This is a genomic window from Streptomyces sp. MMBL 11-1 (assembly GCF_028622875.1).
Taxonomy (GTDB): Bacteria; Actinomycetota; Actinomycetes; order Streptomycetales; family Streptomycetaceae; genus Streptomyces.
Genome location: NZ_CP117709.1, coordinates 2,263,366 through 2,276,808, shown reverse-complemented (window position 1 = coordinate 2,276,808; position 13,443 = coordinate 2,263,366). Strand labels below are relative to the sequence as shown.

At 70.2% G+C, this 13,443-nt stretch carries 11 protein-coding genes; 6 read left to right on the top strand and 5 right to left on the bottom strand.

The features are described from left to right. Positions 1-75 precede the first annotated feature (75 nt). From PSQ21_RS09810 to galE, 5 genes are read left to right on the top strand one after another with little or no spacing between them, the layout of a single operon-like run. Positions 76-1,194 carry a DegT/DnrJ/EryC1/StrS family aminotransferase gene (locus PSQ21_RS09810; RefSeq protein ID WP_274030051.1) on the top strand — a complete coding sequence of 373 codons (1,119 nt, stop codon included), beginning with the start codon at positions 76-78 and terminating at the stop codon, positions 1,192-1,194. Beyond that, a complete protein-coding gene (locus PSQ21_RS09805; protein ID WP_274030050.1) occupies positions 1,191-2,210 on the top strand; it encodes a Gfo/Idh/MocA family protein in 1,020 nt (339 codons plus the stop codon). Before PSQ21_RS09810 ends, PSQ21_RS09805 begins: the two co-directional genes overlap by 4 nt. Continuing rightward, positions 2,207-3,820: a glycosyltransferase family 2 protein gene (locus PSQ21_RS09800; protein ID WP_274030049.1), complete on the top strand. Its 1,614-nt coding sequence runs from the start codon at positions 2,207-2,209 to the stop codon at positions 3,818-3,820. The genes PSQ21_RS09805 and PSQ21_RS09800 overlap by 4 nt, the downstream gene beginning before the upstream one ends. A gap of 4 nt (positions 3,821-3,824) precedes the next feature. Beyond that, a complete protein-coding gene (locus PSQ21_RS09795) occupies positions 3,825-5,111 on the top strand; it encodes a nucleotide sugar dehydrogenase (protein ID WP_274030048.1) in 1,287 nt (428 codons plus the stop codon). Between the two features lie 2 nt (positions 5,112-5,113). After that, positions 5,114-6,091: a UDP-glucose 4-epimerase GalE gene (gene galE / locus PSQ21_RS09790; protein WP_274030047.1), complete on the top strand. Its 978-nt coding sequence runs from the start codon at positions 5,114-5,116 to the stop codon at positions 6,089-6,091. 83 nt (positions 6,092-6,174) lie between these two features. Here galE and PSQ21_RS09785 read toward each other — a convergent pair whose 3' ends face one another. The 5 genes from PSQ21_RS09785 to PSQ21_RS09765 all read right to left on the bottom strand — a co-directional run bounded on the left by PSQ21_RS09785 (position 6,175) and on the right by PSQ21_RS09765 (position 12,790). Then, positions 6,175-8,295 carry a glycosyltransferase gene (locus PSQ21_RS09785; RefSeq protein WP_274030046.1) on the bottom strand — a complete coding sequence of 707 codons (2,121 nt, stop codon included), beginning with the start codon at positions 8,293-8,295 and terminating at the stop codon, positions 6,175-6,177. Then, positions 8,292-9,617 carry a glycosyltransferase gene (locus tag PSQ21_RS09780; protein WP_274030044.1) on the bottom strand — a complete coding sequence of 442 codons (1,326 nt, stop codon included), beginning with the start codon at positions 9,615-9,617 and terminating at the stop codon, positions 8,292-8,294. The genes PSQ21_RS09785 and PSQ21_RS09780 overlap by 4 nt, the downstream gene beginning before the upstream one ends. A gap of 165 nt (positions 9,618-9,782) precedes the next feature. Further along, positions 9,783-10,886 carry a non-hydrolyzing UDP-N-acetylglucosamine 2-epimerase gene (gene wecB / locus PSQ21_RS09775; RefSeq protein ID WP_274030043.1) on the bottom strand — a complete coding sequence of 368 codons (1,104 nt, stop codon included), beginning with the start codon at positions 10,884-10,886 and terminating at the stop codon, positions 9,783-9,785. Continuing rightward, complete coding sequence (locus PSQ21_RS09770) at positions 10,883-12,097, bottom strand: acyltransferase family protein (RefSeq protein WP_274030042.1); 1,215 nt, start codon at positions 12,095-12,097, stop codon at positions 10,883-10,885. Before PSQ21_RS09770 ends, wecB begins: the two co-directional genes overlap by 4 nt. Before the next feature lie 90 nt (positions 12,098-12,187). Next, entirely contained in the window at positions 12,188-12,790 is a 603-nt protein-coding gene (locus PSQ21_RS09765) for an acyltransferase (RefSeq protein WP_274030041.1), read from the bottom strand. A 233-nt stretch (positions 12,791-13,023) separates the two neighbouring features. Between PSQ21_RS09765 and PSQ21_RS09760 the strand changes: the two genes are divergently transcribed. Then, on the top strand, positions 13,024-13,398 hold the full coding sequence (locus tag PSQ21_RS09760; protein WP_337961670.1) for a transposase: 375 nt from the start codon (positions 13,024-13,026) through the stop codon (positions 13,396-13,398). Positions 13,399-13,443 lie beyond the last annotated feature (45 nt).

Sequence of the window (13,443 nt, the reverse complement as noted above, 5' to 3'; positions counted from 1 at the left end):
CGGCCTCGGCAAGACGTCCCGCACCTCGGAGCTCTGCCTGGTAACGAGCTCTTGCGGTGTTCAAGGAGGACGTTCATGACGAGCATCAACGAGCAGCCGATTCCCGCTGCCCGCCCAGTCATCGGGGAAGACGAGATCGAAGCCGCGGTACGCGTGCTGCGCAGTGGTCGCGTCGTGCAGGGTCCGGAGGTCGCGGCCTTCGAAGAGGGCTTCTCCCGTCTGGTCGACGACCGGCACTGCGTCGCCGTGAACTCGGGGACCTCGGCGCTGCACCTGCTGCTGCTGGCCCTGGGCATCGGCCCCGGCGACGAGGTGATCGTTCCCTCGTTCTCCTTCGCCGCCTCCGCGAACGCTGTCCGCCTCGTCGGCGCCGACGTGGTGTTCGCCGACATCGAGCCGGACAGCTTCGGCCTCGACCCGGCGGCGGTCGAAGCCGCGATCACGCCGCGCACCGCCGCGATCATGCCGGTGCACCTCTACGGCCACCCCGCCGCGATGGACAAGCTCATGCCCATCGCCGACAAGCACAAGCTCGCCGTCGTCGAGGACGCCTGCCAGGCCCACGCCGCGGCGCTGCACGGCACCCCCGTCGGCGCGTTCGGCGCGGGCGGCACCTTCAGCTTCTACCCGACCAAGAACATGCACTCCCTCGAGGGCGGCATGGTCACCACGGCCGACGCCGAGCTGGCCCGCACCCTGCGCCTGCTGCGCAACCAGGGCATGGAGCAGCGGTACGCCAACGAGATCGTCGGCGCCAACATGCGGATGACCGACGTGTCCGCCGCCGTCGGCCGCGTACAGCTCGGCAAGGTGGAGGCGTGGACCGAGCAGCGCCGAGCCAACGCCGCGTACCTCGACGCCCACATCACCGCGCCGGCCGTCACCACGCCGCCGGTGGCCGAGGGCGCCCGGCACGTCTACCACCAGTACACCGTGCGGATCAGCGGCGACCGGGACGCCGCGATGGCGAAGCTCACCGAGGCGGGCATCGGCAACGCGGTCTACTACCCGACGCCGATCCACCGGCTCAAGCCCTACTGGGAGCCGGACCAGAAGGCCGGCCGCACCTGGGACCTGCCCGAGACCGAGCGGGCCGCCGCCGAGGTCGTCTCGCTGCCGGTCCACCCCTCGCTCACCGAGGGCGACCTGGAGCGGATCGTCGCCGCCGTGAACTCCCTGGGAGAGAACCTGTGAGCGCCGTACTGAAGGCCGGTCTCGTCGGCCTCGGCTCCATGGGCCGCCACCACGCCCGCGTCCTCGCGAGCCTGGAGGGCGTCGAGCTGGTCGGCGTCGTCGACCCGATGGGCGACAAGAACGGCTGGGCCCAGGGCGCCCCCGTCCTCGCCACCGTCGAGGAGCTCATCGCCCTCGGCATCGACTACGCCGTCGTGGCCTGCCCCACCGCGCTGCACGAGGAGGTCGGCCTCCAGCTCGCCGACGCCGGTGTCAGCGCCCTGATCGAGAAGCCGCTCGCCGACACCGTCGAGGGCGCCCGCCGCCTCGTCGACGCGTTCGAGTCGCGCGGCCTGGTGGCCGGCGTCGGCCACATCGAACGCTGCAACCCGGCCCTGCTCTCGCTCCGCGCCCGCCTGGAGGCCGGCGAGCTGGGCGACGTCTACCAGGTCGTCACCCGCCGCCAGGGCCCCTTCCCGCACCGGATCGCCGACGTCGGCGTGGTCAAGGACCTGGCCACCCACGACATCGACCTGACGGGCTGGGTCACCGGCCAGGCCTACACCTCGATCGCCGCCCACACCGTCTCCAAGTCCGGCCGCCCGCACGAGGACATGGTCTCCGCCGTGGGCCAGCTGTCCGACGGCACGATGGTCAACCACCTGGTCAACTGGCTGAGCCCGCTCAAGGAACGCTTCACCTCGGTCACCGGCGAGCGCGGCTGCTTCATCGCCGACACCCTCACCGCCGACCTCACCTTCCACTCCAACGCCGCGGTCACCACCGAATGGGAGGCGCTGCGTGCCTTCCGCGGGGTCTCCGAGGGCGACATGATCCGTTACGCCATCCCCAAGCGCGAGCCGCTGCTCGTCGAGCACGAGCTGTTCCGCGATGCCGTGAAGGGTGAGCCCGCAGATATCTGCACGCTGCGGCAGGGGCTTCGTACGGTCGAGGTGGCCGCGGCGGTGCTGGAATCCGCCACCAGCGGCACCACGGTGCAGATCCCGACGGACCAGGAGGAGGGGCCCAGAAGGTGACCACACCCGATGTCACGGTGATCGTCGCCGTCTACAACACGATGCCCTACCTCACCGAGTGCCTCGACTCGCTGGTGGGCCAGAGCATCGGGCACGAGCGGCTCCAGGTGGTGGCGGTCGACGACGGCTCGACCGACGACAGCGGCAAGGAACTCGACCGCTACGCGCAGCGGTACCCGGACGTCTTCACCGTCGTCCACCAGCCCAACTCGGGTGGCCCGGCCGCTCCGAGCAACCGCGCCCTCGACCTGGCGACCGGTCGCTTCGTGTACTTCATCGGCTCGGACGACCACCTCGGCGAGGAGGCGCTGGAGCGGATGGTCGCCTGCGCCGACGCCAACGAGTCCGACGTGGTCGTCGGCAAGATGGTCGGCACGAACGGGCGCTACGTCCACCAGAAGCTGTACACCGGCAACCGTGACGTCACTCTCGACGACTCCGAGCTGCCCTTCACTCTGGCCAACACCAAGCTCTTCCGCCGGGAACTGGTCGAGACGCACGGACTCCGCTTCCCCGAGGACATGCCGGTCGGCAGCGATCAGCCGTTCACCATCGAGGCATGCGTCCGGGCCCGGAAGATCTCGGTGATCTCCGACTACACCTGCTACTACGCGGTCAAGCGCGGTGACGCGAGCAACATCACCTACCGGGCGAACCACCTGGCCCGGCTCCGCTGCGTCCAGCGGATCATGGAGCACACGGCCGCCCTGATCCCCGCGGGCCCGCGGCGGGACGCCGTGTTCAAGCGGCATTTCGACTGGGAGCTGACCAAGCTCCTGCAAAAGGACTTTCCCACGCTCGACGCCGACACCCGTCGACAGGTGTGCGAAGGCGTCGGCGCCCTGGTGGACGCCTACTTCACCGACGGCCTGCGCGACGGCACCGGGGTCAAGCGCCGGGTGCGCTTCGGCCTCGCCCGGAGCGGCGCCGTCGACGAGCTCACCCGCGCCATCGCGGAGGAGACCGAGCACGGGGCGCCGCCCTTCCTGCTGGAGGGCGGCCGTGCCTTCGCCACCTACCCCGGGTTCCGCGACGCGGCCGTCGGCCTCGACGAGCGGTACTACGAGGTGCTCGGCGAGTCGGTGGCCGGCCGCCTCTCCGCCGGCACCCGCCTGGAGTCGGCCGACTGGGAACAGGAGGGCACGGACTTCGCCTGCGTCCTGCGGCTGCGTGCCGGCATCACCGGCGACACCTCCTCGGCTGTCGTCGCCCTCGCCCAGGGCGCCATGCCCCAGAGCGCGGACAAGTCCGGCGCGCGCAAGCTGCCCCCGGACGCGCCGCGCCCGGAGCGCCGCGGCACGCTCACCGCCGAAGCGGCGAAGGACGGCGGTACCCTGCTGACCGCCCGTATCCCGCTGGCGCTCACCCGCACCAAGAGGGGCGCCCGCCTCTACGTGGACGTGGCGGGCACCCCGTACGAGATCCCGGTCCGCACCGAAGGGCAGCCGATGCCGCTGGCACGCCGCTGGGGGACCAACGACCCCCACCGTGTGGCGGCGAACACCAACACCAAGGGCCGGCTCGTGATCACGACGGCCCCTCTGCGGGAACCGAAGTCCGGCGTGGGCGCACGGCTGCGCCGCACGCTGTCCAGGTCGAAGAGGAAGTAACCCGATGAATATCTGTGTAGTCGCGCTCGGCAAGATCGGACTTCCGCTCGCCGTGCAGTTCGCCGCCAAGGGCCACAAGGTCATCGGCGCGGATGTCAACGAGAAGGTCGTCGAACTCGTCAACGCGGCCACCGAGCCGTTCCCCGGCGAGCACGACCTCGACCGCCTGCTCAAGGAGACCGTCGGCGCCGGCCTGCTCTCCGCCACGACGGACACCACGGCCGCGGTCGCCGCGTCCGACGCCGTGGTCGTCGTCGTCCCGCTCTTCGTGGACGCCGAGGGCACCCCCGACTTCGGCTGGATGGACGCCGCCACCAAGGCCATCGCGGCGGGCCTGAAGCCCGGCACCCTGGTCAGCTACGAGACCACGCTGCCGGTCGGCACCACCCGTACCCGCTGGGCGCCGATGCTGGCCGAGGGCTCGGGCCTGACCCCCGGCGAGGACTTCCACCTGGTCTTCTCCCCGGAGCGGGTGCTCACCGGCCGGGTCTTCGCCGACCTGCGCCGCTACCCCAAGCTCGTCGGCGGCATCGACGAGGCGTCCGCCGAGCGCGGCGTCGCCTTCTACGAGGCCGTCCTCGACTTCGACGAGCGCGAGGACCTGCCCCGCCCCAACGGCGTCTGGGACCTCGGCACGGCGGAGGCCTCCGAGCTGGCGAAGCTCGCCGAGACCACCTACCGCGACGTCAACATCGGCCTGGCCAACCAGTTCGCCCGGTTCGCCGACCAGAACGACATCGACGTCAAGAAGGTCATCGAGGCCTGCAACAGCCAGCCCTACAGCCACATCCACCAGCCCGGCATCGCCGTCGGCGGCCACTGCATCCCGATCTACCCGCGGATGTACCTGTGGAACGACCCGGAGGCGACCGTGGTGCGCTCGGCCCGCGAGGCCAACGCCGCGATGCCCGCGTACGCCGTCGACCTGCTGGCCGCCGCCTACGGCGACCTGGACGGCGCCGGGGTCCTGGTGCTGGGCGCGGCCTACCGCGGCGGCGTCAAGGAGACCGCGTTCTCCGGCGTCTTCGGCGTCGTCGAGGCCCTGAAGGCGCGGGGCGCGGTGCCCTTCGTCTCGGACCCGATGTACACCCCCGAGGAGCTGACCGCCCTCGGCCTCGTCCCGCACGACGCCAACCAGGCCGTCACCGCCGCGATCCTCCAGGCCGACCACGCCGAGTACCGCGAGCTGTCCGCCGCCGACCTCCCGGACGTCCGCGTCCTGGTCGACGGCCGACGCACCACGGACCCGGCGAACTGGGCCGGCGTGCGCCGCGTCGTCATCGGCGGCTGACGGTGACCTGGCTGATCACCGGCGGGGCCGGCTACATCGGATCCCACGTCGTCGCGCAGATGGCGGGCGAGGAGCGCCTCGTCGTCCTCGACGACCTCAGCACCGGGCGCGCAGACCGCCTTCCCGAAGGCGTTCCGCTCGTCGTGGGCTCGGTCCTGGACCGGGAACTGCTCGACCGGGTGCTGGCCGACCACGCGGTGACCGGCATCGTGCACATCGCGGGCAAGAAGCAGGTGGCGGAGTCCGTCGTACGACCGCTGTACTACTACCGCGAGAACGTCGACGGCCTGCGCACCCTGCTGGAAGCGGCGGCCGCGGCCGGTGTCCGCAGCTTCCTGTTCTCCTCGTCGGCGGCGGTCTACGGCATGCCCGACGTCGACCTGGTCACCGAGGACACCCCCTGCCTGCCGCTCAGCCCGTACGGCGAGACCAAACTGGCGGGCGAGTGGCTGGTGGCCGCGGCCGGCCGGGCGCACTCCATGGCCACGGCCTCCCTGCGCTACTTCAACGTGGCCGGGGCCGCTTCGGCGGAACTGGCCGACGAGGGTGTCTTCAACCTGGTCCCGATGGTCTTCGAACGCCTGGAGGCCGACGAGGCCCCCCGGATCTTCGGCGACGACTACCCGACCCCGGACGGCACCTGCGTCCGTGACTACGTCCATGTGGAGGACATCGCCTCCGCACACGTCGCCGCGGCCCGCCGACTGGCCGGCGACCCGTCCGCCGAACTGGTCCTGAACATCGGCCGGGGCGAGGGAGCCTCCGTCGCCGAGATGGTCGGCATCATCCTCGACGTCACCGGCCGCACCGGCCCGCCCCCGATCGCAGAGGCCCGCCGCCCCGGGGACCCGGCCCGGGTGGTCGCCTCCGTGGACCGTATCGCCGGGGAGCTGGACTGGTCGGCCCGGCACGGTATACGCACCATGGTCGAGTCGGCCTGGGCGGGGTGGCGCCTGCGGCACCCCGGCGCCCTCGTCTGACCGGCAACGCGCGCGCATACTGCGGAGGGCCCGCACCCGATGAGGTGCGGGCCCTCCGCAGTATCGATTCCGCTGAGCGGTGGTCAGCCCAGGAACAGGTCGTCGAAGCGCTTCTGGACGACGGACCAGTCCCAGGTCCCGACCGCGTGCTCGGAAGCCTGGTTGCCGGCTTCGCGCCAGGATTCCTCGGTCGCTGTGACGTCGAGGATGCGCTTGGCGGCCTCTTCCGGCGAGTCCACGACCCAGCCCTCCGGGTAGAGAGTGCGGGCGCTGTGGGGCTTGCCGGCGTAAAAGGGCCAGTCGCGGACGACCGGCACCGCCGCACTGGCCGCCCCCTCCATCAGACCCACGTGGCACCCCTCGCGCACCGACGAGCTGAGAATGACCCCGATGTCGGCGAGCGCGGCCGGAACGTCGTCGGTGGGACCCGTACGTACGACGGCACCGGACGCTGCCAGCGGCTTCAGTTCCCGCTTGAGCAGCGTCAGGTAGTCAGCGGTGGCCTTGCTCGTCTTCGGGTTCATGTCGTTGCCGACCAGGAGAAGCCGGTAACGGTCGTCGTGCTCGCGTACACGCTTCAGTACGTCCACGGCCCATCGCGGGTCCTTGGCGACCTGGCTGATCCCGATGAGACCGAGGTTGAAGCGCGCATCGGCGGACTTCGGGCGGCGGAACCCTTCGAGCTCCATCGCGTTGTCCAGGACGTGCATCCGGGGTGCGGAAGCCTCGCGCAGTTGCGGCACCAGCGATGTCACCAGATGCTGCACGTGCGGGGCGACGAAGACGAGATCGTCCACCCTGGAGAAGTCGGTCATGTGCGGCCAGAGGGTGAACGCCTCGTAGCTGTGCAGCCGCACGACGATCCTGGTGTCACCGGGATCGATCGTGGTCAGCATGGCCGCCGGCCCCACCGACCAGTCGACGAACATCGTGTCCGCCCAGTCGAGGTGGGGCCGCATCAGCCGCTCCACATCTCTCTGGTATTCCGACGTGCCACCGGACAGCCTGTCCTCCAGCATCTGGGGCGCGGCCCAGGCGATCCTCTTGAGCGGCTTCTGGGCGGCGAGGTCCAGGAACCGCAGTTCGACCCCGGGGTGGTCTCCGTACCGGGCGAGGATGTGCTGGAGGAAGTTGGCATTGGTGCTGGTGGCCACCAGCAGCCGCAGCGGTCGGTCCGACGGGGGGCTCTTGGGGGGAGTCTTCCTGCCGCGGGGCCGTGCGACCGCACGGTGGGCCGGGGAATTCCGCAACGGGGCGACGAAGCCCTCCGCGTCGTGCGCCAGCGGAGAGCTCAGCTGGTCGATGTGCAGGACACGGTGGAACTCGAGAGAAAGCGCCCGGTACAGAGACACCGACGCGGATTCGTGCAGGCCCTTGGCGAACTGGTCGTCGGCGTGCGCGAGGTGTCCGTTGACGGCCTTGACGAGATCACGCGGGCTGATTCCCTTGGAGACCTCGGTCATCGCGCTCTCGTGGAGCAGTTGCGCCTTGAGCGCGGGATCGGGGATCTTGGCGGCCGCGGAACTGAGAGCTATGGCCGCCCCGCTGATCCGCCCCGCCTCCTCCATACCCTCGGCCACGTAGCGCGAGGCCGAGGCCCGAACAGCCCCCGGCATACCAGGGGCGGTAACGGCCGAACGCCAGAGCCGGGCTCCCACGGTCGAGCGCATGACGGGGCGTGAGGTCGCGGTTCGCATCACGGCGGCGGGAAGCCCGCTGATGGAGCGTCGTACGTCTTGGGCGACGGCGGCGACCGGAGGCAGCGCCGTGGGGCGGATTGCCCCGCCCGCGATGCGGTCGACGGCCCTGAGCGCCGGAGCGAGACCGAAGTGCGCCTCGGCCGTGGTGTTGTACTGGGCGAGCCGCCAGACGGTGTAGACCGCCCCCGGGTCGAGAGCCACGATCACGTGGGCCGTGCGGGCCTGCTGACGTAGCCAGCGGTCCCGCTGCGACTGCATCCACACGCGCATGCCCGTCGGGGAATTCTTGGCCTTGCGACGCATGGCGGAGCTGCGCTTGTTGAGATTGCGCGGCAGCTGGTGGACCCCGTCCAGTTCGGCGCGGGTGAGATCTTCGGCGACCGAGGCCATCTTGAAGGTGCCGGCGAGGTACAGCTTGGCGCCCCGGTCCCGGAACTTCACCAGGGAGTCGGTGAGGACCCCCAGCTGGGGTCTTTTGGTGGCGATGAACAGGACGTCGGTCACGACGCGGGTCCTCCGGTGACGATCGACTTCTGGGGGAGGGGGGCGGGCGCGCCCTCGACGCTGACGCGCTCGGGCTCGTCCGCGGCCAGCCGGTCGACCAGCTCGCGCACCGCCACGGTCATGAGCGATTCCCGCGTGTACTGGTCGGCGTGGGCCATCGCCTCGGCATGCGCCTCGTCGCTCGTGTCGATCGCCAGGTGCGCGGCGCGGACGAACGCCTCGGCCATGGCCTCGACATCGAGGCCCACGGCCCCCGTCCACAGCGGGTGGCCCCGCAGTACGTTCGACGCGTCGTGCTCCACCACATGGGCGGAGACGATCGGCAGCCCCGTGGCCATGTACTCGTATACCTTGCCGGAGGTGACGAAGCGGCCTCCGATGAGGATGAGGACCATGGCGTCCCAGCGGGCGTAGATCTCGGCCACCTCGGCCTTGGAAGCGGGTCCGCCGAAATGGACCCCGTCCGCCTCCGCCTCCTTCAGGATCTCGGCATGCCGGGTTGCCCCGCGGCCGGCGCCGTTGCCGATGTGGCCGCGGACCTCGAAGCGGGCGTTCGCGAGCAGCGGTTCCTGCTCGCGCGCCGCACGCCAGGCGTCCAGCACCGTTTCGAGGTGCGTGGCCGTGAAGTTCACCGTGCCGAGATAGCCGAAGGTGAGACCCGCGGCGAGGTCGGGCTTGTGGGCGTGGCCCGGGGAGCTGTCTGCGTCGTAGCCGTTGCGCACGACCCGCACGCGGTCGGCGAAGTCCGGGTAGCGGGCGCGGTAGTGCTCCGCGATCGGGTCGTTGACCACCCAGAGGGAGACCGCGTTCTCCAGGATCTTCTGTTCCCAGCGGCCCAGCTCGGAGTCCTTGGAGAAGGCCTCCGTGCCGTCGATGACGTCGATGGACCAACCGTCGCGGAAGTCGACGGCGTACGGAACGCGCGCCTCTTCCCACAGCTTCCAGGCAGCGGCCAGATTCACGTACGGGACACAGCTGGCGAGCAGGAGATCCGCCGGGTGATCGCGGTGGATGCCCAGTGCCGCCTGCTCCAGGGCCTCGCGCCAGTCGCCGAAGCTGGCTTCCGGGAAGGTCTTGGCCTGGCGCTTGCGCAGCTCGGTGACCCACTTGGCCGGGTTGAGTGCCCGCTCCTCGTCGAAGAGACGGATGTCCGTCTCGAGGTCCTCGCGCGAGAGCGGCAGCTCGACCACCTTCACACGCGGGTCGACCTGCTCCAGAAGAGTGAGGTCGATGCCGGAGTCCAGTTCCCACGATTCCTGGGCGATGGTGACGACGGTAACGTCCCAGCCGGTGTTGACGAACTGGTTCGCGGTTTCGCGCATGCGGTAGGCACAGCTTTTTGCAGCCGGCGGGAAACCGATGGCGAAATAGATCACATGAGGTCGCGTGCCTTTCGCGGGCAACCCGGACCTGGGAGACACTGACATAAATGGTGACGCTAGCACGGTGACATATGCGTATTAGCACCAAACGTGGCGCTGCGCATGTCACGCGGACCGGCTGCCCCCTTTCCATTCTTCCATGATCCGGACGACGTTTTCCGCAGCGTGCCCGTCGCCGTAGGGCGTACCGGGGTCGCTCGTGGGTACAGGGCGCGAGACGGTGGCGGCCCACCGGGCCGGATCCATCTCGTGAGGGTCGGGAACCAAGACGTTCCAGCCGGTGTGAACGGTTTCCACCCACTCGGTCTCGGGGCGGATGGTCGTGGTGATCCGCTCCAGGAGGAAGGCCTCTTTCTGAAGGCCTCCGGAGTCGGTGACCACGCCCGACGAGGCGAGCACGGCGGCGACGAGGCCCGCGTACGGCAGCGGTCGGCCGACCCGCACGGCTCCCTTGGCCAGCTCGATGCCGTGTGCCTCGGCGCGCGCGACGAGGCGGGGGTGGGCGAGCAGGGCGACGGGCACGGGCAGGCCCGCGAGGGCGTCGATGATCGCGGACAGCCGAGCGGGGTCGTCCGTGTTGTCCGGGCGGTGCAGCGTGGCCAGCAGGAACGGCTGCGAGGGGTCGATGCCCTCGGGCAGGGCCGGAGCCGCGTGCTCACCCGCGCGCACGGCGTCCCGGATACGGAGACAGATGTCGACCATGACGTCGCCGGCCAGCTCCGTGCGCTCGGAGAGTCCTTCCGACGCGAGGTGTCGTACGGCCTCCTCGGTCGGCGCGAGCAGCAGATCGGCGCAGTGGTCGGTCAGCACCCGGTTGTGCTCTTCGGGCATCCGGCGGTTGAAGGACCGCAGGCCCGCTTCGAGGTGAGCCACCGGCAGGTGCTGCTTGACCGCGGAAAGGGCACCGGCGATGGTCGAGTTGGTGTCGCCGTAGACCAGGACCCAATCGGGCTTCTCCGCTTCCAGAACCGGATCGAGCGCCGAGAGCACTGATCCGGTCTGTACGCCGTGGCTTCCGGAGCCGACGCCGAGGTGCACGTCGGGGTCCGGGATGCCGAGACCGTCGAAGAAGACGTCCGAAAGGTCCGCGTCGTAGTGCTGTCCGGTGTGGACGATGACGTGCTGGTGATCTGTCCCGGCGAATGCCGCCGCGATAGGAGCCAGTTTCACCAACTGGGGACGAGCACCGACGATGCTGATGACTTTCATTGCACGCTCTTCTTCTGAGTCGCTTGACGTTGGGATGAGGAATGGGTGTACGCGCCCGGAGGATACGCACCGGGTTCCGGGGTCACGGCGTCTGCCGCTCGGGCCCGGGCGGACCCGCCCGGGCCTCGACGGCGAAGCAGGCGTTCGAGCGGATGTTCCACGCAATGGTAAGCAATGGCGGCCACCGCCAGGCTCAGCAGCAGCGTGGCCGCCCAGAAACCGGCAGTCTCGGTCCGGCCCACCGGCTTGCCGTACACGCCGACCAACGCTCTCAGCACGATCTCGTGGAAGAGGTACCAGGCGAAGGACCACTGCCCGAGCCTGACCATGGCGGGCCCGGCGAGGGTCGTCCGGCGCCCCTCCACATCGGCCGCCGCCGCGGCCGCGACCAGCAGCGCGAAGATCGGCGCGGACAGCAGCTGGGACGCACTGTACGGGCTGTACCAGAGGCTGTCAGGCACGGCGTGGGACCACGGGATCAGCGCCAGGTGCCAGGCCAGGACCGCCGCGACGGCGGCAGGCAGGCCGCCCGCCGGACGCCAGCCCCGCTTCACCGCCAACCCGGCGGCGACCCCGAGGACGAACTGGAGGGTCCGGGTCGGCGGGAAGTAGTCGAGCGCCCACACGCGCACCAGCGAATCCGTGATCAGGGCGCCGCTCAGCCAGGCGGCCAGCGAGGCCGCGCACACGGCGACGGCGACGACGATCCGCCCCCGGGCGTTCCGCATCAGGGGCATCGCCAGCAGGAGCGGGAAGAGCAGATAGAACCAGGCCTCGTCGCTGAGCGACCAGGCAGCGGGGTTTCCGCCCGAGAGATAGGCGTGATCCGGAACCCAGGCGTTCACGAGGCCCAGTGTCGCGGCGGTACCGCGCAGCGAGAAGTCGGTGCCCAGCGCATGCCAGACGGCCACGGAGGCCAGGACCGAGGCGGCCAGCAGAGGCCAGATCCTGGCGAACCGGCGCCAGAGAAAGACGACCGCGGGCACGACCTTGCCGTCGTACGTCCACGCCAGCACGAAGCCCGAGAGGACGAAGAAGAAGGTGACCCCGCTTCTTCCGTACCAGGTGACGTCACTGATCCACGGAAGCTGCCCGGCCTGCCGGGACAGGTGGTAGAGCACGACGGCCAGCGCGGCCCAGAACCGCAGCCCGGTGAGGGAGTCGAGCCGTGAGTGTCCGGCAGCGGCCTGCGGAGCGGTGGCTCCAGCCACGGGCCTCACGCTCTGCCGCACGGACGTATGGACCAATCGGTCGGAATCGTCCCGTCCGGGGTGCGGGAACGGTGCTGATCGGTCACGGCGTCAGGCCGTCCGCTCAAAGAGGAGCGCGTTCTTCTCCTCGTACAGCGCTCCGCTCTGCGGGCACTCCCACACCCCCGGCTCGCCCTCGCGCTCGACCAGCCGGACACCGCTGCGGCCGACCCAGCCGATCTGCCGGGCCGGCACGCCGACGACCAGCGCGAAGTCCGGGACGTCCTTGGTGACCACGGCGCCGGCCGCGACCATCGCCCACCGGCCGACCCTCACCGGTGCGACGCAGACCGAGCGGGCGCCGAGCGAAGCGCCTTCGGCGACCTTCACGCCGACCGCCTCCCAGTCGCCGCCGCGCTTCTGCTTGCCGTCCGGGTCGACCGAGCGCGGGTTGTGGTCGTTGGTGAGGACGACGGCGGGGCCGACGAAGACGCCGTCGCCGAGCTCGGCGGGCTCGTACACGAGCGCGTAGTTCTGGATCTTCACGTTGTCACCGATACGCACACCGGTGCCCACGTACGCACCGCGGCCGATGACACAGCCTTCGCCCAGCCTGGCTCCCTCGCGGATCTGCGCCAGCTCCCAGACACTGGAGCCGGCTCCGATCTCGGCGGTCTCGTCGACCTGGGCGGTGGGCTGGACCCTGTAATTCACGGCATGCCCTACTTTCTTGTCGTGGGTTCGAACTGGTCACTCGTAAGATCAGCGGGCCCCAGGGGCTCTGGGTATGGCTGTCATGGTGTCGCCGTGAGATGGCTGGAAAGGCCTGGCCGCCCAGCGCCCCGCGACGACTCGACCGCCCATGGGGAGATGCGACTCGATCGCTGTGCGGGGCAACGTCGGCGAGGTCGTCTGCCGGGCAGTGACCACGCGACGGGCCGGCGGAGGTGGCCGCGCCCCGGATATGGGCTGAAGTGGACATCGGTAAGGAACATGCCCTGACCGAGGTCCGGTTTCGCGGGCACCCGCACGCGGAAGTGATCCTCAGTCTGCCCGGCATGGGCAAGCAGATGGGGGCGACGTTCATCGTGGCCACCGGCGGCGGCATGGATGCCTTCGGCAGCTCCGACCGGCTCGTCGGACACGGCGGCCTGGCACCGGCCCCGCTCGACTCCGGCTTCGTCAGCGACAACCTCCGCGGTCCCCGGCGCTTCCACAGCGGCCTGCTCAACGCGATGCACATGTCCGATCTCGCCCTGTGGGCCATGATGCGTGACGGAGCGTACTGCCAAGCTGCACCACCGGTCACGGCGGTGGCTTGACAACAGCATGGGGAAGCCTTTCGGAGAGCTGATGCGCCCGGAAAG